Origin of the sequence: Streptococcus parasanguinis, from assembly GCF_001074805.1 — a bacterium.
GTDB classification, from domain to species: Bacteria; Bacillota; Bacilli; order Lactobacillales; family Streptococcaceae; genus Streptococcus; species Streptococcus parasanguinis_A.
Genome location: NZ_JUPI01000125.1, coordinates 1 through 22,779, shown reverse-complemented (window position 1 = coordinate 22,779; position 22,779 = coordinate 1). Strand labels below are relative to the sequence as shown.

General features: G+C 42.9%; 24 protein-coding genes. All 24 read left to right on the top strand.

Going from position 1 to position 22,779, the window contains the following annotated elements:
* Window positions 1-31: 31 nt before the first annotated feature.
* On the top strand, window positions 32-334 hold the full coding sequence (gene gatC / locus ADI76_RS08825) for an Asp-tRNA(Asn)/Glu-tRNA(Gln) amidotransferase subunit GatC (RefSeq protein WP_006595708.1): 303 nt from the start codon (window positions 32-34) through the stop codon (window positions 332-334).
* Window positions 334-1,800 (top strand): Asp-tRNA(Asn)/Glu-tRNA(Gln) amidotransferase subunit GatA, encoded by a 1,467-nt coding sequence (gene gatA / locus ADI76_RS08820; RefSeq protein ID WP_049515883.1) that lies wholly within the window; start codon window positions 334-336, stop codon window positions 1,798-1,800. Before gatC ends, gatA begins: the two co-directional genes overlap by 1 nt.
* Entirely contained in the window at window positions 1,800-3,242 is a 1,443-nt protein-coding gene (gene gatB / locus ADI76_RS08815; RefSeq protein ID WP_049515881.1) for an Asp-tRNA(Asn)/Glu-tRNA(Gln) amidotransferase subunit GatB, read from the top strand. Before gatA ends, gatB begins: the two co-directional genes overlap by 1 nt.
* Before the next feature lie 99 nt (window positions 3,243-3,341).
* Window positions 3,342-3,725: a hypothetical protein gene (locus ADI76_RS08810; protein ID WP_003013311.1), complete on the top strand. Its 384-nt coding sequence runs from the start codon at window positions 3,342-3,344 to the stop codon at window positions 3,723-3,725.
* Between the two features lie 137 nt (window positions 3,726-3,862).
* Window positions 3,863-4,906: a 2,3-butanediol dehydrogenase gene (locus ADI76_RS08805; RefSeq protein ID WP_049515879.1), complete on the top strand. Its 1,044-nt coding sequence runs from the start codon at window positions 3,863-3,865 to the stop codon at window positions 4,904-4,906.
* A gap of 94 nt (window positions 4,907-5,000) precedes the next feature.
* A complete protein-coding gene (locus ADI76_RS08800; RefSeq protein ID WP_049486352.1) occupies window positions 5,001-5,912 on the top strand; it encodes a DMT family transporter in 912 nt (303 codons plus the stop codon).
* A gap of 143 nt (window positions 5,913-6,055) precedes the next feature.
* Window positions 6,056-7,144, top strand: coding sequence for a DUF4352 domain-containing protein (locus tag ADI76_RS08795; RefSeq protein ID WP_049515877.1), 1,089 nt, complete (start codon window positions 6,056-6,058; stop codon window positions 7,142-7,144).
* A 145-nt stretch (window positions 7,145-7,289) separates the two neighbouring features.
* Window positions 7,290-8,435, top strand: coding sequence for an amidohydrolase (locus ADI76_RS08790; protein ID WP_049515874.1), 1,146 nt, complete (start codon window positions 7,290-7,292; stop codon window positions 8,433-8,435).
* Window positions 8,436-8,555: 120 nt separating this feature from the next.
* The gene (locus ADI76_RS08785; RefSeq protein WP_009731556.1) at window positions 8,556-9,383 is read left to right on the top strand and encodes an amino acid ABC transporter substrate-binding protein; all 828 of its coding nucleotides are present in this window, start codon (window positions 8,556-8,558) and stop codon (window positions 9,381-9,383) included.
* A 24-nt stretch (window positions 9,384-9,407) separates the two neighbouring features.
* Window positions 9,408-10,271, top strand: a complete 864-nt coding sequence (locus ADI76_RS08780; protein ID WP_049515872.1) for a MetQ/NlpA family ABC transporter substrate-binding protein — start codon at window positions 9,408-9,410, stop codon at window positions 10,269-10,271.
* Window positions 10,272-10,343: 72 nt separating this feature from the next.
* On the top strand, window positions 10,344-11,717 hold the full coding sequence (locus tag ADI76_RS08775; RefSeq protein WP_049515869.1) for a M20/M25/M40 family metallo-hydrolase: 1,374 nt from the start codon (window positions 10,344-10,346) through the stop codon (window positions 11,715-11,717).
* Window positions 11,710-12,777 (top strand): methionine ABC transporter ATP-binding protein, encoded by a 1,068-nt coding sequence (locus ADI76_RS08770; RefSeq protein WP_049515867.1) that lies wholly within the window; start codon window positions 11,710-11,712, stop codon window positions 12,775-12,777. Before ADI76_RS08775 ends, ADI76_RS08770 begins: the two co-directional genes overlap by 8 nt.
* Window positions 12,774-13,466, top strand: coding sequence for a methionine ABC transporter permease (locus ADI76_RS08765; protein WP_049515866.1), 693 nt, complete (start codon window positions 12,774-12,776; stop codon window positions 13,464-13,466). Before ADI76_RS08770 ends, ADI76_RS08765 begins: the two co-directional genes overlap by 4 nt.
* Before the next feature lie 12 nt (window positions 13,467-13,478).
* Window positions 13,479-14,063, top strand: coding sequence for an MptD family putative ECF transporter S component (locus tag ADI76_RS08760; RefSeq protein WP_049515864.1), 585 nt, complete (start codon window positions 13,479-13,481; stop codon window positions 14,061-14,063).
* 128 nt (window positions 14,064-14,191) lie between these two features.
* Entirely contained in the window at window positions 14,192-14,386 is a 195-nt protein-coding gene (locus ADI76_RS08755) for a helix-turn-helix transcriptional regulator (protein WP_003005328.1), read from the top strand.
* Window positions 14,387-14,414: 28 nt separating this feature from the next.
* Complete coding sequence (locus tag ADI76_RS08750; RefSeq protein WP_049492393.1) at window positions 14,415-14,897, top strand: DUF6773 family protein; 483 nt, start codon at window positions 14,415-14,417, stop codon at window positions 14,895-14,897.
* 10 nt (window positions 14,898-14,907) lie between these two features.
* On the top strand, window positions 14,908-15,399 hold the full coding sequence (locus tag ADI76_RS08745) for a DUF6773 family protein (RefSeq protein WP_049515861.1): 492 nt from the start codon (window positions 14,908-14,910) through the stop codon (window positions 15,397-15,399).
* 151 nt (window positions 15,400-15,550) lie between these two features.
* Window positions 15,551-16,534 (top strand): rhodanese-related sulfurtransferase, encoded by a 984-nt coding sequence (locus ADI76_RS08740; protein WP_023918940.1) that lies wholly within the window; start codon window positions 15,551-15,553, stop codon window positions 16,532-16,534.
* A gap of 99 nt (window positions 16,535-16,633) precedes the next feature.
* Complete coding sequence (locus ADI76_RS08735; RefSeq protein ID WP_049515858.1) at window positions 16,634-17,539, top strand: DUF4299 family protein; 906 nt, start codon at window positions 16,634-16,636, stop codon at window positions 17,537-17,539.
* Window positions 17,540-17,696: 157 nt separating this feature from the next.
* The gene (locus tag ADI76_RS08730) at window positions 17,697-18,470 is read left to right on the top strand and encodes a nucleoside phosphorylase (protein WP_049515856.1); all 774 of its coding nucleotides are present in this window, start codon (window positions 17,697-17,699) and stop codon (window positions 18,468-18,470) included.
* Window positions 18,471-20,174: an ABC transporter ATP-binding protein gene (locus ADI76_RS08725; RefSeq protein ID WP_049507100.1), complete on the top strand. Its 1,704-nt coding sequence runs from the start codon at window positions 18,471-18,473 to the stop codon at window positions 20,172-20,174.
* The gene (locus ADI76_RS08720) at window positions 20,146-20,976 is read left to right on the top strand and encodes an energy-coupling factor transporter transmembrane component T family protein (protein WP_049507098.1); all 831 of its coding nucleotides are present in this window, start codon (window positions 20,146-20,148) and stop codon (window positions 20,974-20,976) included. The genes ADI76_RS08725 and ADI76_RS08720 overlap by 29 nt, the downstream gene beginning before the upstream one ends.
* Before the next feature lie 4 nt (window positions 20,977-20,980).
* Window positions 20,981-21,733 carry an SDR family oxidoreductase gene (locus tag ADI76_RS08715; protein WP_049507096.1) on the top strand — a complete coding sequence of 251 codons (753 nt, stop codon included), beginning with the start codon at window positions 20,981-20,983 and terminating at the stop codon, window positions 21,731-21,733.
* An 83-nt stretch (window positions 21,734-21,816) separates the two neighbouring features.
* A complete protein-coding gene (locus ADI76_RS08710; RefSeq protein ID WP_049507094.1) occupies window positions 21,817-22,719 on the top strand; it encodes a carbohydrate kinase family protein in 903 nt (300 codons plus the stop codon).
* Window positions 22,720-22,779: the final 60 nt, after the last annotated feature.

Sequence of the window (22,779 nt, the reverse complement as noted above, 5' to 3'; positions counted from 1 at the left end):
GAAAAATCATCAATTCACGAAAGGAAGCAAGATGAAAATTACGCAAGAAGAGGTAACCCACGTTGCCAATCTTTCAAAATTGAAATTCTCTCCAGAAGAGACAGCTGAGTTTGCGACAACCTTGTCGAAGATTGTCGACATGGTGGAATTGTTGGAAGAAGTGGACACAACCGATGTGGCCCCAACAACAACCATGGCGGATCGTAAGACCGTATTGCGTCCGGATGTCGCTGAAAAAGGCACTGACCGCGACCGTTTGTTTAAAAATGTACCTGAAAAAGACAATTACTACATCAAGGTGCCAGCTATCCTAGAAGATGGAGGAGATGCCTAATGTCATTCAACCATAAAACCATTGAAGAGTTGCACGACCTCCTTGTCTCTAAGGAAATTTCAGCAACCGAATTGACCCAAGCGACACTTGACGACATCAAGGCGCGTGAAGAAGCGGTCAATGCCTTTGTGACGGTGGCTGAAGAAGCAGCGCTTTCCCAAGCTAAGGCTATTGACGAAAAAGGAATCAATGCAGATAATCTTCTATCAGGGATTCCATTGGCAGTGAAAGATAACATCTCTACTGACGGTATCTTGACGACTGCGGCATCAAAAATGCTCTACAACTACGAGCCAATCTTTGATGCGACAGCTGTTGCCAATGCGAAAGCCAAAGATATGATTGTCATCGGGAAGACCAACATGGACGAATTTGCCATGGGTGGATCTGGTGAGACTTCTTACTATGGGCCAACCAAGAATGCTTGGGACCAGAGCAAGGTGCCTGGTGGATCTTCAAGTGGTTCTGCTGCAGCTGTCGCTTCAGGGCAAGTCCGTTTGTCTCTTGGTTCAGACACCGGTGGTTCTATTCGCCAGCCTGCTGCCTTCAATGGGATTGTTGGACTCAAGCCAACCTATGGAACAGTTTCTCGTTTCGGTCTCATTGCCTTTGGTAGCTCACTCGACCAAATTGGACCGTTTGCTCCAACCGTTAAGGAAAATGCGCTCTTGCTCAATGTCATTGCCAGTGCAGATGACAAGGATTCGACTTCTGCACCTGTTCGTGTAGCAGACTTTACTTCTAAGATTGGTCAAGACATCAAAGGCATGAAGATTGCCCTTCCGAAGGAATACCTTGGGGAAGGGATCGACCCAGAAGTCAAAGAAACAATTCTTAATGCTGCGAAACACTTTGAAAAGTTGGGAGCAACTGTCGAAGAAGTCAGCCTTCCACATTCTAAATATGGGGTTGCCGTTTACTACATCATCGCTTCATCTGAAGCTTCTTCAAACTTGCAACGTTTTGACGGGATTCGTTATGGTTTCCGTGCGGAAGATGCCAAGAACTTGGATGATATCTACGTGAACACTCGTAGCCAAGGTTTTGGTGACGAAGTCAAACGCCGTATCATGCTGGGTACTTTTAGTTTGTCATCTGGTTACTACGATGCTTACTACAAGAAAGCTGGTCAGGTCCGGACACTTATTATCCAAGACTTTGAAAAAGTCTTTGCGGATTACGACCTCATCCTTGGTCCTACAGCTCCAAGCGTGGCCTTTGATTTGGATTCGCTCAACCATGATCCTGTTGCCATGTACTTGGCGGACTTGTTGACCATTCCAGTTAACTTGGCAGGTCTTCCAGGAATTTCAATTCCTGCAGGTTTTGCGCAAGGTCTTCCAGTTGGTTTGCAGTTAATTGGTCCTAAGTATTCTGAAGAAACCATCTACCAAGCTGCAGCTGCCTTTGAAGCAATGACGGATTACCACAAGCAACAACCCCTTATTTTCGGAGGTGACAATTAATGAACTTTGAAACAGTCATCGGACTTGAAGTCCACGTTGAATTGAATACAAACTCAAAAATTTTCTCACCAACCTCTGCTCACTTTGGGAACGAGCAAAATGCCAATACCAATGTGATCGACTGGTCTTTCCCAGGGGTGCTTCCTGTCTTGAACAAGGGTGTTGTGGACGCTGGGATCAAGGCTGCTTTGGCCCTGAATATGGATATCCACCAGCACATGCACTTTGACCGTAAGAACTATTTCTACCCTGATAATCCAAAAGCTTACCAAATTTCGCAATTTGATGAGCCAATCGGATACAACGGTTGGATTGAAGTGCAATTGGAAGACGGCTCAACCAAGAAAATCGGGATTGAACGGGCCCACTTGGAAGAAGATGCTGGTAAGAACACCCACGGAACAGATGGCTTCTCTTATGTAGACCTCAACCGTCAAGGAGTTCCATTGATTGAGATCGTATCTGAAGCAGATATGCGTTCTCCGGAAGAAGCCTACGCCTATTTGACAGCTTTGAAAGAAGTCATCCAATACACAGGTATTTCTGACGTCAAGATGGAAGAAGGATCGATGCGGGTCGATGCCAACATTTCTCTTCGCCCATACGGTCAAGAGGAATTTGGTACCAAGACGGAGTTGAAGAACTTGAACTCTTTCTCAAACGTGCGTAAAGGACTTGAATACGAAGTGGAGCGTCAAGCAAAAATTTTGCGTTCAGGTGGTGTCATTCGTCAAGAAACACGCCGTTATGATGAGGCCAACAAGAGCACGATTCTTATGCGTGTCAAAGAAGGGGCAGCGGATTACCGTTACTTCCCAGAACCAGACCTTCCATTGTTTGAAATCTCAGATGAGTGGATTGAGGAAATACGCATGGAGTTGCCAGAGTTTCCAAAAGACCGCCGTGCTCGCTATGTGGCAGAGCTTGGCTTGTCTGACTATGATGCCAACCAATTGACAGCGACGAAAGTCACTTCTGACTTCTTTGAAGCAGCCGTAGCCCTTGGTGGAGATGCCAAGCAAGTGTCTAACTGGCTCCAAGGTGAAGTGGCTCAATTCTTGAACGCAGAAGGTAAAACGCTGGAAGAAATCCAATTGACACCAGAAAACTTGGTCGAAATGATTGCCATCATTGAAGATGGCACCATCTCATCTAAGATTGCCAAGAAAGTCTTCGTTCACTTGGCGAAAAACGGTGGCGGTGCGCGTGAATACGTCGAAAAAGCTGGATTGGTACAGATTTCAGATCCAGAAGTCTTGATTCCAATCATCCACCAAGTCTTTGCAGACAATGAAGCAGCCGTAGCCGACTTCAAGTCAGGGAAACGGAATGCGGACAAGGCCTTCACAGGCTTTCTTATGAAAGCAACCAAAGGCCAAGCCAACCCACAAGTAGCCCTCAAGTTACTTGCCCAAGAATTGGCGAAGTTGAAAGAAGATTGATAGAAAAAGAACCAGCCGAGAGGTTGGTTTTTACTATCCATAAAATTGTGTTAGAATAGGAAAGACCATTACATATCAACTAGCATTAGGAGGAGTCACATGAACAAATTTTTAAGAGTTTTATTTATCCTAGTCATTATCGCTATGTCTGGAGCGATTATCTTCCAACTATTCTTTCCATCCTATATGGGAAGTCATTCGGGATATGGTATTTCTGTCGGTTGGCAACGGGAGATTGGGATTTGGAATATGGCAGTCCTTGTGATCTTGATTGCCGTCAATCTCAAATACGATTGGTTTTATCTTCGGACGGTACTAGTGGCCTTGATCATTGGTGGGTTTGGAATTGGGACCAATCATCTTTTCAGTTATTTTCACTATCATCTGCCGGTCAATGGGATTGGTGCGCTTGAAAATTATCTCCTTGTCCTTGGTTGGATTGTGGGCTGGAGAATAGAGAATTCACGAATCAAGAAGAGGTAAGAAGGAGCAGGCGAAGGGCGGCTCTTTTTTCATCTTCAGTTTTTTCTTGACAAAGTTTGTGAAAAGGCTTACAATAGATTTGTTGAGTTTCCTGAAAAGGAAAATGCAAATCATGGAAATATAAAGGAGATTATCCTATGGCTACTATGAAAGCAGCTCGCTGGCATGCAGCAAAAGACGTTCGTATCGAAGAAGTGGAAGTACCTGAAGTACAACCACATCAAGTAAAAGTGGCAGTTAAGTTCACAGGGATCTGTGGGACGGACTTGCATGAATATTTGGATGGACCGATCTTCATCCCAACTGAAGAACATGTGTATTCTGGTCAAAAAGCACCGGTTACTTTGGGACATGAATTCTCTGGTGAAATTGTAGAAGTCGGAAGTGATGTGACTCGTGTCAAAGTTGGGGATCGTGTGACGATTGAACCAATTTTGGCAAAACATAACCTAATCGGTGACTACAACCTTGATCCAAACTTGAACTTTGTTGGTTTAGCAGCAGATGGTGGTTTTGCGAAGTATTGTGTGCTTGATGGTGATCTTGTGCATGTGATTCCAGATAGCTTGAGCTACGAGCAAGCAGCGCTTACAGAACCTGCAGCTGTGGCTGTTTATGCCGTTCGTCAATCTGCATTGAAAACTGGGGATACAGCCGTTATCTTTGGCTTGGGTCCAATCGGTCTTTTGATTGTTGAAGCCCTTCGTGCAGCAGGAGCATCAAAAATCTATGCGGTTGAATTATCTCCTGAACGCCAAGCGAAAGCGGAAGAATTGGGAGCAATCGTTGTTCGCCCAGAAGAAGGAGAAACAATCGTCGAAGCCATCCATCGTTTAACAGGTGGTGGAGCAGATGTTTCTTATGAAGTTACTGGGGTTCCAGTTGTTTTAGGTCAAGCCTTGGCAGCTGTTCATAAAGCCGGGGAATGTATGGTCGTATCTATCTGGGAACGTGAAGCTAGCATCAATCCAAATGAATTCGCTATCCAAGAAAAATCTCTCAAAGGAATTATTGCCTACCGTCATATCTTCCCTAAAGTGTTGGAATTGATGGAACAAGGCTACTTCTCTGCTGAAAAATTGGTTACCAAGAAAATTAAATTGGAAAATATCGTTGAAGAAGGATTTATTGAATTAACACAAGATAAATCTCAAATCAAGATTTTGGTTCAACCTGAATAAGCGAATAAATTTATATGAAATATATGAGGCTGAAACGTTTCGTTTCGGCCTTTTATGATACAATAAAAGTAAGGAACAGATTTGGGAGGGGACTATGTCAAAGACGATGAAAGGAACACTCATGACCTTGATTGCTGGGATCGCTTGGGGTTTGTCAGGAGCCTGTGGCCAGTACCTGCTGGCTCATGGATTTACAGCAATTGGTTTGACAACGATTCGTTTAGTGTTTTCAGGGGCTGTACTACTGCTTCTTGCTTATCTAGCAGACCAGGAAAAAGTAAAGGCCTTTCTAAGAGACCGCTCGTCCTACCTTCCCTTACTCTTATTTGCTTTTTTAGGGTTGTTAATGACCCAATTGACTTATCTAGAAGCGATTGATGCGACTAATGCAGGTACGGCAACTGTTTTTCAATATCTCTGCCCCATTGGAGTTTTGGCCTATTCTTGTGTTAAGGACCGAGTAGCTCCGACAGTATCTGAAATCTTTTCGATGGTTTTAGCGATCGCAGGGACCTTTCTCATTGCAACCCATGGTCAACTCAATCAATTGGCAATCACTCCTAAAGGGCTAGCTTGGGGACTGGTTTCTGCCTTTGCCTATGCCCTCTACATTATTCTGCCTATTCAATTAATTCAAAAATGGGGCAGTATGTTGGTGATTGGTATCGGTATGCTGATTCCAGGACTTGTGATGATTCCCTTCACAGGAAGAAGACTCTTTCATGGCCAATATAGCATGGACAATCTGATGGGCTTAGTTGGCTTGGTGGTGATTGGGACCATATTTGCCTATACGATCTTTTTGAAAGGAACGAGTCTGATCGGTGCAGTTAAAGGAAGTCTTCTTGCAGCTATGGAACCTATTTCAGCAGTTTTCTTTTCTTTTATCATTATGGATGAACATTTCTTTGCCATTGATTTTATAGGGATGGCCATGATCCTCCTTGCAGTTCTCTTGATTTCCCTCAAGGATTTCATGATTCAAAAAGAAAAAGGCATCTTGTAAAATCAAGACCAACCATATTTTAGTAAAAAGGTTGAGACGAAGGTCTTAGCCTTTTTATGACAGGGAAGAGTTATCACTATATAGCGTATACATAGATAGAAAAAGATGTTAAAATAGAACAAAACTTTTTTAAGGAGATAAGGATGAAAAAGATTTTTAAATGGGCCCTATTTGCTGTGGCGACATTGAGTCTAGTAGCTTGTGGCACCACTGCTCAAAAGACAAATTCGCAACAATCAAAGACGGAAAAAGCAGCGAAAAGCTCAGCATCTGACGGTCAAGTAGAGATGAGCCTAAAAGGAGGACAATACATCAAACCGCCTGTCCTCAATGACTCAGAAGACGGCACTTATTTAGCCCTTCAATTAGAATTTAAGAATGTTGCTAAAGAATCTATTAACGTGTCAGATTCAGATATCACCATCTACGATGCGGAGAATAACAAGGTCAAATTGCAGTCAGGAATTTATGACCAAACGGAAGCCTTCCAATTGCTCAAGAGTGATCAGTTGGCCCAGGATAAAAAATTAACCGGCTATATTGTCTTCCCAGTCGAAAAAGGCAAAAAATACGAAGTGCAGTATGAACGAAAAACCTATAGCTCTGATAAAAAAACGAAGCCTCTAAAATTTGCGGTGGATTCTTCTCAGTATGAGGACAAGGTGGAAGCTTCCACCCTTCTAGCTGATGAATACATCAATCAAGTTTCCTTTAGTGGCCAACGAAAGGTCAAAAAGGATAATGCTTTTGTTTTGGGAACTGATTTGAAAAAGGAAGCCAGTGATTTCCGTGCGAAATTTGCGGCTGATTTTACCCGTCAATTGCATGATTACCAATTCCCAGAAGAAGAAGTGACCCAGTTTATCGATGCTTATGAAAAGGAAAATGCAAAGCGCGCTAAATTAACCTATAAGGTTAAACAATATCTCCCGGACAAGGTGGTCATTAGTCTAAATCCTGAGACTGTCAGCATGGAAAAGACGATTTTAAACCACATGCAGACCTTCTATCAAGAACATCGGAAAGATTATTCGAGTATCATTGAGGCCAATCAGGCTCAAAACAAAGCCTATAGAGAGGAAATGATGGCTTCTCTTGCGGATCGCCCCTTGACGACGCCGGATCGGTACGACTACCAGTTGACCTTTGTTAAGAAAGATGGCAAATGGGAAGTGGAAAAAGCCTATAATAGTGATAGCTTTATGGAAAAATTCGAGGGAAATCTTTCTTAATGCGGAAGTTGGCACTCCTAGAACGTGAATCTAGGAGTGCTTTTATCTATAGTTTGAAACTATATCAAAACCCAAGAAACAAGAATTAGACGGAAACACCTATTAGTGATAAAATAATTTTAAGTTTGAAAGGAGATGAAGGCTTGTGTCTTTTTCTTATGAAGAGTTAGCAGAGATTCGCCACTATATCCACCAACACCCTGAATTGTCTGGTCAAGAATACCAGACAACCGCCTTTCTAAGGGAACGTTTGGAAGAGTTGGGGATTCGTATTTTAGAGAGTGGATTAAAAACTGGTCTGATTGCAGAAATTGGATCTGGTAAACCAGTGGTGGCGCTACGTGCAGATATCGATGCCCTTCCAATTTTGGAACAAACAAATCTGCCCTACCAAAGTCAACATCCAGGTGTCATGCATGCTTGTGGTCACGATTTTCATCAAACCAGTCTTCTAGGAGCAGCAGCTCTTCTCAAGGAAAAAGAAGACCAGCTGGAAGGAACAATACGCTTGATCTTTCAACCAGCAGAAGAAATTTCAGAAGGTGCTTCTGACGTTCTAGCAACAGGACTGTTGGAGGATGTTCAAGGAATTATTGGATTTCATAATATGCCTCAGCTAAAAGCAGGACAACTTGCTTTGAATGCCGGAGCTATGATGGCAGGGGTAGAGAAATTTAAGGTCACTGTAACAGGGGTTAGTAGCCATGCTGCAAGACCGGATTTAGGAGTTGATACGGTAACAGCCGTCACAACCATGGTTCAGAATATACAATTATTAATTTCACGGACCATTTCTCCCTTTGAAACAGCTGTTTTATCGATTACGCATCTAGATGTGGGTTCAACCTGGAATGTACTCCCAAAATCAGGCTATTTTGAAGGAACGATTCGCTCCTTTAATCCGAGTGTGCAAAGAGAGTTGAAGGAACATTTTATTTCGATCATTCGTCATATAGCAAAAAGCCTGGAAGTGGATGTGGCTTTTGAGTGGGGAGTGACCCCGCCTGTTACCTTTAATGATGAGGAATTGACCAAAGTCGTTTGGGAAGCTTCACAAGACTTGGCTGAGGTGCTTCCAGCAAATCCATCTACAGCTGGAGAAGACTTCGCCTTTTACCAAGAACGAATTCCTGGAGTCTTTGCCTTTATCGGTTCAAATGGAGATCCGGATGCGCCAGACCTCCATCATGATCACATGACCATCGATGATGCAGCCTTTCAGGTGTCGGTTCCCTATTATGTTGAAAATGCGCAAGCTTTATTGCGGTATTTTAAAGAAAAAGAAGTGTGATAAAGAAAAACTATCACCTCCATAAAAAATATATATTAGGCAAGTGAATGCTTTTTTGATAAAATAAAAAAATACTTTTAAAATGGCGTTTTATGTGCCTGAAACCAAAAAGGAGATCCTATGAATCTAAAAAAAATGATTAAGTATTCTGCTTTAGGATTAGTTGCAGTCCTTGCAACCAGTGCTTTAGTAGCATGTTCATCTGGCAAATCAGCCAGTGGGAAGAAAACCATTGAAGTTGGGACGGTTGGAACAACCAAACCCTTCTCTTATGAAGAAAAAGACGGCAAGCTAACTGGTTATGAGATCGAAGTATTGCGTGAAATCTTTAAAGGTTCAGACAAATACGAAGTGAACTTTAACAAGACAGAGTGGTCTTCAGTCTTTGCTGGATTAGATAGTGACCGTTTCCAAATCGGTGCCAACAACATCAGCTACTCAAAAGAGCGGGAAGAAAAATACCTCTATCCAAATCCATATGCTCGTAATCCACTAGTATTGGTCGTACCAAAAGATTCTTCTATTAAATCTTTGGATGATATTGGTGGCAAGAAAACAGAAGTTGTTCAAGGAACATCTACTGCTAAACAATTAGAAGATTACAATAAAAAACATTCAGATAATCCAACCGACTTGCAATACACAGATGGAACGATTCAAACCATCATGGCCAATCTAGCGGATGGTCGTACCGATTACAAGATCTTCGAACGTATTTCTGTAGATACCATCATTCGTGATCAAGGCTATGACAACTTGAAAGTCATTGAGCTTCCAAGCGACCAACAACCTTATGTTTATCCAATTATTGCAAAAGAGGATAAAGACCTTCAAAAATTTGTCAACAAACGCATCAAGGAACTCTATGACAATGGAACCCTTGAAAAATTGTCTAAAAAATACTTCGGTGGTTCTTACCTACCAGAAGCAAAAGATATTAAAGAATAATATATATTTAAAGGAGATTTTAAAATGAAATTGAAAAAAATTCTTGGTTTAACAGCTCTTGCAGCTATCGCAACGTTTGCTCTTGCAGCATGTGGTTCTTCAAAATCATCTAGCAAAGATGGTGAAACAACAGTTAAAGTGGGTGTCATGACTTTGAGCGACACTGAAAAAGCTCGTTGGGATCAAGTTCAAAAGAACTTGGATGACGCTAAAACAGGGATCAAATTGGAATTCACTCAATTTACAGATTACTCACAACCAAACGTGGCTGTAAAAGATGGTAGCGTAGATATCAATGCATTCCAACACTACAACTTCTTGGATAACTGGAATTCTAAAAACGACAAAGCCCTTGTTGCAGTAGCAGATACTTACATCGCTCCAATCCGTCTTTACTCTGGTACAGAAAACGGTAAAAACAAATACACTTCTATCAAAGAAATTCCTAAAGGTGGAACAATCGCTGTACCAAATGACCCAACAAATGAAAGCCGTGCCTTGTATGTCTTGCAATCAGCAGGTTTGATTAAATTGGATACCAAAGATGGACAATTGGCAAACGTATCAAATATCAAAGAAAATTCAAAAGATTTGAAGATCTCTGAATTGGATGCTTCACAAACACCATCTGCTCTTCCATCAGTAGATGCTGCTGTCATCAACAATACCTTCGTTCGTGAAGCAGGCGTTGATTTCAAAAAAGCGATCTATGTTGAAAAGAAAGACAACAACTCAAAACAATGGTACAATTTGATCGCTGCTAAGAAAGATTGGGAAAAATCTGATAAAGCAAAAGCGATCAAAGAAATCATCAAAGCCTATCACAAAGACAATGTGAAGAAAGTGATCGAAGAATCTTCAGAAGGAATGGACCAACCAGTCTTTTAAGATTCGATCTCAAGTGTATGAAGGAGGTGGAGAAGCAATTCTCTACCTCTTATCGTGTATTAGGAGGAATGCATGCCTTTTGCAACAGAAGCGGAACAAATTCGTAAATTTGAAAATGATGAGGTCGCACAACATTATTTTGAAGTGTTGCGAACCTTGATTTCAAAAAAATCCATCTTTGCTCAACAAGTAGGTCTCAAGGAAGTGGCCAACTATTTGGGGGAAATTTTTACAGCTGCAGGAGCCAAAGTCGAAGTTGATGATAGCTACACAGCCTCTTTTGTGATTGCCAAATTTTTCTCCCCAAATCCAGAGGCAAAAACCATCATCTTTTATAACCACTATGATACAGTACCAGCGGATGGAGACCAACCTTGGACGGGAGATCCTTTTACCTTATCGGTTCATTACGGGACCATGTACGGTCGAGGGGTTGATGATGACAAGGGACATATCACAGCTCGTCTCACAGCTCTTCGAAAATACATTCGTGAAAGTGGCGATTTGCCAGTCAATATCACCTTTATCATCGAAGGGGCAGAGGAGTCTGCATCGACTGACTTGGATAAATACTTAGCTAAACACAAGAAACACTTGCGTGGGGCAGACCTCCTAGTTTGGGAACAAGGTACCCGAAATCATCAGGGTCAGTTGGAAATTTCTGGTGGTAGCAAAGGGATCGTCACCTTTGATATGGTGGTGAAGAGTGCAGAAGTGGATATCCATTCCAGCTATGGTGGTGTCGTAGACTCTGCTTCCTGGTATTTGTTAAATGCCATTGCAAGTCTACGTGACAAAGAAGGTCGAATCTTGGTGGATGGGATTTACGATCAGATTCAAGAACCCAATGAACGCGAGCTGGCTTTGATTGAACAATATGCCAACAAAGGCCCAGAAGATGTTGCAGAAACCTATGGTCTTACTCTCCCCGTCTTGAAGGAAGACCGGAAAGAATTCTTGCGCCGTTTCTATTTTGAACCAGCTTTGAATATTGAAGGTTTTGGTTCTGGTTACCAAGGTCAAGGTGTCAAAACGATTCTTCCAGCAGAGGCGCGTGCTAAGATGGAGGTGCGCTTGGTTCCAGGACTAGATCCCAAAGATGTCTTAGAAAAGATCAAGCAGCAATTGAAGAAAAATGGCTATGATCAGGTCGAATTGGTCTACACTCTCGGTGAAATGAGCTACCGAAGTGATATGAGTGCCCCATCGATTTTAAATGTCATTCGGCTGGCCAAAGAATTCTATAAAGAAGGGGTTTCAGTTCTTCCAACAACAGCGGGAACAGGACCAATGTATACGGTATTTGAGGCTTTGCAGGTGCCGATGGCAGCCTTTGGAATTGGCAATGCCAATAGCCGTGATCATGGGGGCGACGAAAATGTGAAAATCGCCGATTATTACACCCATATTGAATTGATAAAGGAGTTAATAGCAAGTTATGAGTAAAGCAATGATTCAGCTGGACCACATTGATGTGACCTTCCAGCAAAAGAAACGACAGATTCAAGCTGTCAAAGATGTGACCATTCAGATCAATGAAGGCGATATCTATGGGATTGTGGGTTATTCCGGAGCCGGAAAATCGACCTTGGTTCGGGTGATCAATCTCTTGCAAGTGCCTAGCGCCGGAACCATCACTGTGGATGGAGATGTGATCTACCAAAATGAAGTAACTTTGAAACCAGCTGCCCTAAGAGAGAAACGTCGGGATATCGGGATGATCTTCCAACACTTCAACTTGATGGCTCAAATGACTGTCGCAGAAAATGTGGCTTTCGCCCTCAAGCATTCTAAATTAAACAAAGAACAAAAGAATGAGAAAGTGGCGAAATTGTTGGAACTAGTTGGTCTAGCTGACCGTGCAGAAAATTACCCAGCCCAATTGTCTGGTGGTCAAAAGCAACGTGTTGCGATTGCGCGTGCCCTTGCCAACGATCCCAAGATTTTGATCTCAGATGAGTCAACTTCAGCCTTGGATCCAAAGACGACCAAACAAATTCTAGCTTTATTGCAAGAATTGAACAAAAAACTAGGCTTAACTATTGTCTTGATCACCCATGAGATGCAAATTGTCAAAGATATAGCGAACCGAGTAGCTGTCATGCAAAATGGCGAGCTGATCGAAGAAGGATCTGTTTTAGATATCTTCTCCAATCCGAAAAATGGCTTGACCCAAGACTTTATCACTGTTGCAACAGGAATCGATGAAGCCATGGTGAAAATCAACCAACAAGCTATTGTTAAGAACTTGCCAGATGATTCGATTTTAGCGCATCTCAAGTATGCAGGTTCTGTAACAGATACAGCGATCATCAATGATATTTACAAGCAGTACCAAGTATCTGCCAACATTTTATTTGGGAATATCGAGATCCTTGATCACACTCCTGTCGGAGAGTTGGTGGTCATCTTATCAGGTGAAACTCAAAATCTGGAAACGGCCAAAGCTGAGTTAGAAAATGCAGGAGTTTCCGTGACTATTGTGAAAGATGGGAGAAAAGCATGATCCAGTTAATTCAAACATATTTACCAAATGTCTATAAATTAGGGTGGTCTGGCCAGTATGGTTGGGGAACCGCTATTTACCTGACCCTTTATATGACCGTTATTTCCTTCATTATTGGTGGATTTTTAGGTTTGGTGACAGGGCTTTTATTAGTCTTGACCCGTCCAGGTGGCGTCATCGAAAATAGAATCGTTTTCCAAATTTTGGACAAGGTTACTTCTTTGTTCCGCGCCATTCCCTTCATTATCTTGTTGGCCTTTATTAATCCATTGACCTACTTGCTCTTGAAAAATACCATCGGACCTACAGCAGCCCTTGTTCCATTGTCCCTAGCTGTCTTTCCATTCTTTGCTCGCCAAGTTCAAGTGGTCTTGTCCGAATTGGATGGAGGCGTGATTGAAGCGGCCCAAGCCAGTGGGGCAACTTTCTGGGATATTGTCGGTGTCTACCTTCGTGAAGGGCTTCCAGATTTGATCCGTGTAACAACCGTGACCATCATTTCCTTGATCGGGGAAACCGCCATGGCGGGTGCCGTTGGTGCAGGAGGACTAGGAACCTTAGCCATCAACTACGGGAAAAACATGTTTAACAATGATGTCATCTTTGTAGCGACCTTGTTGATTCTCATTCTGATCGTTCTGGTCCAATTTATGGGCGATTTCCTATCCAAGAAAATTAGCCATCGTTAGGATCAGTGTCCTATGAATAGAATAAATGGTAATCAGATGAAACAAGTTGTAGCCTTCGCCTTCCTCTATTTTCTTGCGATTGGACTGGGGGTCTTAGTTGGAAACCTGGTGGATCACCAAGGAAATATGTTTTATGCGCCCGCCTTTTCAGCCCTTATTGGCGGGCCTATCTACCGCTATTACTTGGAAAGAATCAAAGCAATTGGCGCCATCTTTCTAGTGGGCTGTATGATTGGATCCTTCTTCCTCTTTTCGCGTCACGGTGCAGGTGCCTTTATTCCAGCCTTGATAGCAGGGAGTTTTGCAGAGATGCTTGCTTCAAGTAATCGTTTTCGCTCGAATTTACGAAATGCCTTGTCTTTTGTCATTTTTGCCTTTGCGACGACAGGACCTATTCTCATGATGTGGTTCTATCCAGCAAGTTACCGCATGTCTTTACTGAATCGTGGAAAATCAATAGATTATGTCAATCGGGTGATGGTATCACCAGATCTAACGACCATCACTTGGTTTGTCTTCACGGTCTTACTAGGTGCTGGATTAGGATGGGGACTGTCATATCTCCTACAGCCATTTCTAACAAAAGAGAAGAAGTAACGAATAAAGCCTGGGAAATCAGGCTTTTTTTGTTTATCAAAAATATTTTTTACAAAATGCAAGATATATATTGCAAAATAGAAAATATAGTGTATAATAGAGCTATAAAAATAAGAAAGGAAAAGCCTGTGGCGAAAAATCTCAAATTAAAAATGGCCCGGGTCGAGCATGATATGACCCAGGGGGATCTTGCAGATGCCATTGGAGTGACGCGCCAGACCATCGGTCTGATTGAGGCGGGAAAGTATAACCCAACCCTCAGTCTCTGCCTTGCCATCTGTAAGACCTTGGATAAGACGCTGGATCAACTGTTCTGGGAGTAACAGTTTTAATAATAGAAAGAGGAAGAATATGAAACAAAAGAAAGAACCAATTGTAAAAGATGAACGGACTATGCTACTTGATGGAAAAATCGCAGGAGAACTTGTACTTGGCATGACCTGCTTTATTGCCCTATCTGCCTTTGTGAAGTCCAGTATCCTGGACTTAGACCTAGTCGCTTATCTCCCTGAGATGTTCCTTCTGATTGCCATGGGGGCTTATGCTCTGCTAAGAAGGATCAGTTCAGGGATTGATATCCGAGATGTGTTAGAAAAAGATAGCTGGTTGAGTCGCCTTGGGTCAGGTCTAGTCTTTGCTGTGCTGATGATAGCCATGGATGTGATTGGAAAACGAGAGGCAACGAGCTTTATCTTGAGTCCCAAGTATCTGATCAAAATTTTATTAGAAATCATCGTTTTTGCCATCCTGACAGATCTGCTTGAAAAACCACTTGCTCTTATCAATCGGAAAAAACAAGAGAAGATCGAGGCAGAGTTAGAGGATGAAGAATAAGGAGAAAGCAATGAGATTACAATTGCTGAACAAACAAATCATAGATGAACGAGAAGAAGGCTTAGCTAATAAGGCTGGTGCTGAGACGGCTGGTTTTCTTTTCCTTGCCTTAACTGTTTTTAGTGTGGGATCCATTTTTACATCTAAGGTGGGGCTCAGTCCAATCATGGTGGTAGCCTTACTCATCGTCTCAGGATTGTATTACTCTGTTCGTTGTCAACGATTGGGTGTGAGATTTATCAGTTATAGCTATCTAAATGCGACGGGAATTGTAGCAGTAACCTCAATTCTCTCCTTGTTCATCTGGGCTCAAAATTTTCAATTAAACCAGGCTGTCTATCAGGCCAATCCCTTCCATTCAAAATTCTTACTAGTACTTCCTATTACCTTTTTACTGAATCTTCCGATTGTATGGGGGATGAATACCCTTGTAATGCTCCTTGCAAAAGTTGAGAAAAAACGCTATGAAGCCTATCTGGATCAGATGGAAAAGGAAGAGTAGGAAAGTTGGAACCTTGGTGTCGTCGTGTAAAAGTCTGGAAACCCAGGCTTTTATTTTTCAGTCAAATAAATTGCATTCGTTTTCTTGGGAGAGTATACTGGTATAGTTGAATGAAAAATTCTGATAATTTAATCTTAGAAAAGAGAATGACATGGCAAAACCTATTCGTGTATTACTTTATTATAAATATGTTCCCATCGAAAACGCAGAACAATTTGCGGCTGATCACTTGGCCTTCTGTAAATCAATCGGCCTTAAAGGTCGTATCCTAGTCGCTGATGAAGGGATTAACGGAACCGTATCTGGTGACTACGAAACAACGCAAAAATACATGGACTACGTTCACAGCCTTCCAGGGATGGAAGACCTCTGGTTCAAGATTGATGAGGAAGAAGAGCAAGCTTTCAAGAAGATGTTTGTACGTTATAAGAAAGAGATTGTCCACCTTGGTTTAGAAGATGATAACTTCGATAACGATATCAATCCTCTTGAAACAACAGGTGCTTACTTGTCACCAAAAGAGTTTAAAGAAGCTCTTCTCGACGAAGATACCGTTGTCCTTGATACTCGGAATGACTACGAGTACGATCTTGGTCACTTCCGTGGCGCTATTCGTCCTGACATCCGCAACTTCCGTGAATTGCCACAATGGGTTCGTGATAACAAGGAAAAATTCATGGACAAGCGTGTTGTCGTCTACTGTACTGGTGGAGTCCGCTGTGAGAAATTCTCAGGCTGGATGGTGCGTGAGGGCTACAAAGATGTCGGTCAATTGCATGGCGGAATCGCCACTTACGGGAAAGACCCAGAAGTTCAAGGCGAACTGTGGGATGGGAAAATGTACGTCTTTGACGAGCGGATTGCAGTCGATGTCAACCATGTCGATCCAAGCGTTGTCGGAAAAGACTGGTTTGATGGAACACCATGCGAACGCTATGTCAACTGTGGAAATCCTTTCTGTAACCGTCGCATCTTGACCTCAGAAGAAAACGAAGACAAGTACCTCCGTGGCTGCTCACATGAGTGCCGGGTTCACCCTCGCAATCGCTATGTAGAAGAACACAACTTGTCACAAGCAGAGGTTGCTGAGCGTTTGGCCCTTATCGGTGAGACGCTTGATGGAGCACCTGCATAATGGAAACAAACAGTCTGAAAGCTCAGGCTGTTTTTATATGGAAATTGATTGAAAATTGTGCTATACTTTAGGTAAGCGATTTCACAAAGGAGAAAACAAATGAGTATCGTGTTTTCAATCAAAAATAAAAAGAGCTTATTTGGCTATCAGAAAGTACTCGCAGCACAGGAAGTTCTTAAATTGGTGGAAGGGTTGACAACCTACAACTATGATCCTGCTACTCTTCATCGTCCCTTAAATGATTTTGAAGGCTTGAACTGTATCGTGTATAGAAAGAGTGGTCTTCCTCTGCAGTTACGCTATTTTGATAAGGAAGAGTCCTATCAAATTCAGGTGCCCTCTTTTGCGATAGAAGAAGATTGGCAGTTGGCCCTGCGCTGGATCAGTCGTTTAGCAGAAGTGTTGGGAACGGAGATTGTGGCTAGCGACGGCGTGAGCTATACTCCAGATTCTATTTTCCATTTTGATTATGAAGTCGTTATCCTAGAAACGCTGGGGAATTTGACCAAGGAAAAAGATCTAAAAGAGTTTGAAGTACAAGGCTTCGCTCATCCGGTCTATTTGGATCGGGATACAGTGCAGGAAGTCTTGAACCATGTCCATCCCCTAGAAGCCTACTCCGCCTTTATCAAGAAGATTCAATATAGTGCAGCTTATTTCAGTCAAGTCCGTTTTTACCAACAGGAGGAGACAGGAGCCTTCTTAGCCAGCTATAGCTTGACAGAAGATACGGATACAGTCTTGCCACGGGTGCCACATGTTCCTGCAGAATATGTAGAAATCGTGGGCTTAGCGGGTATCATTGATTGGCGGGTGCTATTGGTAGCGATCGAGGGAGATCCGGATAAGCCAGAAAATTACCATCCAATTGGTTCTCTTGCTCTGAAGGACTTACTGGAGGCCTTAGAGCCAGATGAATTCCAGCTGCTTGATGCTAGTCAAATTGAAATCAAAAAATTGTCCAAAGAACGCTTGCTAGAATTAGCACAATTGGAGAATAAGTAAAAAATATTGCAGTGAACTGTCCTTCCGACGTTTGATCCGAAAAATCTAACGTCTGGGAGCAGTTCTTTTTTATGTTTCTTCTTTTGAGCAAAAACCATCGAGCAGGCTAATTGTGCTATAATAGAGAACTAGAAATAGAATGAATGAGGTGCCCGAGATGTTGTTAGAAGAATTTGACGCCAACCGACAGGCTATTATTAATCCACAAGACTTACACAAACCAATTGAAGGATTTCCCAAAGTAGTCATCTCTTGCTTTTCAAGAGTAACTTTTGCGCGCCTCCTTGAAAATTATGAACATGAGGTCATCACAAGAACCTCCATGGCCAACTTTGAAGTTTTCGTTTATGGGATCACTATCGGAGACCAACAGATCGCTGCCTTTAATGCGCCCGTTGGGGCAGCTTCCTGTGTGGGAATTATTGAGGATTTGATTCAATTTGGGATGGAAAAACTCGTTCTTTTTGGGACTTGTGGGGTTTTGGACAGGGATATTGAAGCGACCTCCATCATCATTCCAACAGCAGCTCTTCGTGATGAAGGGACCAGCTACCACTATCTTCCGGCTAGTGATGAAGTGGAAGTAAACAAGAAAACCCTCCCTCTCTTCCAAGCCTTTCTGGACAGTCACAAGGTTTCTTATCAGTCAGGAAAAGTGTGGACGACAGATGCACCCTACCGGGAAACCATCGACAAGATGAAGCGACGAAAGGAAGCAGGAGCCATCTGTGTGGATATGGAATGTTCGGCAGTGGCAGCCTTAGCAGCTTATAGGGGCTTTGAGCTCTGCCATTTCTTCTACGCAGCAGACCACCTCTCGGAAGAAAAATGGGATATCCGAACCTTATCTAGTCATGAGGATTTAGATAGCAAGGATCGAATCGCGGATTTGGCCATCCAATTTGCGCTCTTTTGGGAAAAGGCAAACTAAATGAAAGAAGCAATGATTGAACTGAAGGATTTTTCCTTCCAATACAAGGCACAGTCTGAGCCAACTTTAAAAAATCTCAACTTAACCATTTATAAGGGGGAAAAGGTTCTGATTGTTGGGCCATCTGGTTCTGGGAAGTCAACCATTGGCCAGTGCTTAAATGGGATTATCCCCAATATCTATAAGGGAACCAGTAGTGGACAATTCCTCATTCAGGGGAAAGAAGCCTTTGATCTCAGTATTTATGAGAAATCTCATTTGGTCAGTACGGTTTTGCAAGATACAGACGGCCAGTTTATCGGTTTGAGTGTCGCAGAAGACTTGGCTTTTGCCCTTGAAAATGACATGGTGGATCTGGGAACGATGAAAGAGCGTGTGCAGAGTTGGGCAGAACGCTTAGATTTGATGAAGCTCTTGGATCATCGGCCACAAGATTTGTCCGGTGGGCAAAAACAGCGAGTGAGCTTAGCAGGTGTACTGATTGACGAAAGTCCGATCCTCCTTTTTGATGAGCCACTGGCTAATCTAGATCCCAAGTCGGGTCAGGATATTATTGATCTGATTGATCAGATTCATGAAGAACAGGGGACGACCACCATTATTATCGAACACCGCTTAGAGGATGTACTCTACCGTCCTGTTGATCGGGTTATCTTGATCAATCAAGGACAAGTTCTCTATAATGGTCAACCAGATGAGTTGTTGAGGACGACACTGCTAGCTGAAAATGGGATTCGAGAACCTCTTTATTTAACAACTCTTCGCCAGCTTGGTCAGGATATCGATCAATTGGAGCATCTAGATCGTCTAGAAGATATCGAACTTACTGGTGTGAATCGTTCCATTCCAGAAGCGACCTTTACTAAAACTGGTGAGACGGAAGAACTATTGAAGTTGGAGCAGATTTCCTTTGCCTATCAAGAAAATCATCCGATCTTAAAAGATATATCCCTCACGATTCCGAAAGGGCAGCGCTTAGCGATTGTCGGGAAGAATGGAGCAGGGAAATCAACTCTTGCGAAAGCCATCTGTGGATTCATTACCACAGAAGGGCAATACACCTCTAGAGGCGAAGATATCAAGCAGGAGAGTGTCAAGGAACGGGCTGAGCGAGTCGGCTATGTCCTGCAAAACCCCAATCAAATGATTTCGACCAATATGATTTTTGACGAAGTCGCTCTAGGTTTGCGCTTGCGGGGGGTATCGGAAGAAGATATCAAAGAGCGTGTCTATCAAGTGCTGAAAACTTGTGGTCTCTATGAGTTTCGTAAATGGCCGATTTCTGCTCTCTCATATGGGCAAAAGAAACGGGTGACCATCGCCTCGATACTAGTTTTAGGACCAGAAATTTTGGTCTTGGATGAGCCGACAGCAGGTCAGGACCAGCGCAATTACACTGAAATCATGGAATTTCTAGATAGCTTGCAAGAAAAAGGCCATACCATTGTCATGATTACCCATGATATGCAACTGATGTTGGATTATTCTGATCGTGCCCTTGTAGTATCAGATGGGCAAATTCTAGCAGATCTCTCACCTGCAGAGCTGTTCACTCATCCGGATATTTTACAAGAGGCTAATCTCAAAGAGACTTCGATTTTTGCCTTAGCCAATCGATTAGGAATGGATCCCTTGGCTCTAACGCAGTTTTATATGCAACAGAAAGGAGTAGGTCATGAAGCATCGATTAGTCGGCTACCATGAGGGGACGAGTTTTCTTCATCGCCTTTCAGGTGCGAGTAAGTTACTCTTTCTTCTTTTTGTATCTCTTGCGGCCATGTTGAGTTATGATACCCGGCTCCTTCTAGGAATTGGTGTGGGCGCCTTGCTTTTATTCTCTACAGCTCGTATTCGATTTCGAGATATTTCATTTGTACTTGCATTTGCTTTTGTTTTTGCACTGTTAAATGTTGTCATGGTCTATCTCTTTGCCCCCCAGTATGGTGTAGAGATTTACGGGGCAAAGACAGTACTGATGAAGGGGTGGGGCTCCTATAGTATCACCTTGCAGGAACTCTTTTATCTTTTTAATCTAGCTCTTAAGTATGTCTGTACCATACCTCTAGCCTTGATTTTTTTGATGACGACCCATCCTAGTCAGTTTGCTTCAAGCCTCAACCAAATTGGCGTATCCTACAAGATTGCCTATTCTGTTAGCTTGACTCTGCGTTACATTCCTGACGTACAAGAAGAATATCAAACGATTAAATTGTCTCAGGAAGCCAGAGGGGTAGAGTTGTCCAAAAAGGCCAAGCTGATCCAGCGGATCAAAGGCAATTTGCAAATTATCTCCCCCTTAATCTTTAGCTCACTTGAACGAATTGACAGTATTTCTACAGCCATGGAACTGCGTCGCTTTGGTAAAAATAAAAAGCGGACCTGGTATTCTCATCAAGCCATGGAAATGAAAGATTATGGGATGATTCTATCAGCCTTAGCTGTTCTGGTCTTGAGTATTGTCCTGATCTTTGTCAATCAGGGACGTTTTTACAATCCATGGAGGTAATGACATGTCAGAAACGATTTTAGTAACAGGAGCTTCAGCTGGCTTTGGTCAAGCGATTTGCCGTCGCTTAGTAGCAGATGGATACCGTGTGATCGGGTCAGCTAGACGCATCGATAAATTACAGGCCCTTCAAGAAGAGTTGGGAGAAGCCTTTTATCCCCTGCAAATGGATGTGACGGATCTTTCTCAGGTAGATCATGCACTTGCCAGTTTGCCAAAAGCTTGGGAGAGAGTGGATGTTTTGGTCAATAATGCTGGCTTAGCTCTAGGCCTCGCCCCAGCTTATGAAGCAGAGATTGCAGACTGGCTGACCATGATTCAGACCAATATTGTCGGCCTGACCTATCTGACAAGGAAAATCTTGCCCCAGATGGTGGAACGAAATGATGGCTATATTATCAATTTGGGCTCTACAGCAGGGACTGTGCCTTATCCAGGGGCCAATGTTTACGGGGCATCCAAGGCTTTTGTCAAGCAATTCTCCCTCAATCTTCGGGCGGATCTAGCTGGCAAGAAGATTCGTGTCAGCAATATTGAACCTGGTCTTTGCGAAGGGACAGAGTTCTCTTCTATTCGCTTTAAAGGAGACGAAAAACGGGTAGAGGCCCTCTATCGAGGTGCCCATGCCATTCAGCCTGAAGACATTGCCAACACCGTAGCTTGGTTGATCCAACAGCCCAAGCATGTCAATGTCAATCGGATTGAAATCATGCCGGTTTCCCAAACCTTTGGCCCTCAACCTGTTTATCGTGACTAAAAAGAGAAGCAACCACTCCACATGGGGTTGGTTGTTTTTTATCTTTCCTCTGGTATAATAGAAGGCAAAGTAAGGAGAAAAAGATGACAGCTGCCTTAATTATTGGTTCTACAGTTTGTGATGTGATGATTTACTTGGATCGTTTGCCGAGTCGTGAAGGAGATGCCCATATTGATCACCAGCAATGGTCTGTGGGAGGTTGTGCCTTTAATGTCGTTAATATCCTTCATTTTTTGTCGCAACCCTACCAGTTTGTCTCGCCAGTCGGTTCTGGAATATATGGTGATTTTATTCGGAGAGAATTGAAACAATTAGGGATTTCCTCTAGCATCTCATTAGAAGGGGCCAATGGTTGCTGTTACTGCTTTGTAGAGTCTGATGGTGAGAGGACCTTCTTATCGGACCACGGAGTGGAGTATAGCTTCCAAGCAGAGTGGCTAAAAGAGGTTGAGACAGATCGGTTTGATTACATCTACTTGTGTGGCCTTGAAGTCGAGGAGCCAACTGGTCTTGCATTGGTCCAGTCTGTTTCGCAACTAGAGGGCCAGGTGGTTTTCGCACCTGGGCCACGTGGACTCTTGATTCCAAAGGATCGACTGGAAGCAATTTATGATCTGCATCCAATTCTCCATGTTAATGAGACTGAAGCACTGGCTTTTTCAGGGTGTAGAGAGATCCAGCCAGCCATCGAACACTTGTATCAGAGAACGGGACAATTAGTCATTGTCACCTTGGGTGAAAACGGAGCGGTTGCCTATGATGGCAACTGGTATGAAGCAGACGGTTTTCCAACAGAAGTTGTCGATACAGTAGGTGCTGGAGATAGCCATGTGGGAGCCTTTATATCCGCTCGTTTAGAAGGTTTAGATATGACGCAAGCCTTAAGATTTGCTAACAAAGTCTCTAGCCAGATTGTTGCAAGTAAGGGCGTTCATCTGACAAAAGAGCAACAAGAAGCCCTGCGAACAGAATTGAAACAAAAATAAAAAAGAGAGTGGGACAGAAATCGGTAATTCGTTAGAATTCGATTTCGTCGTCCCACCTCC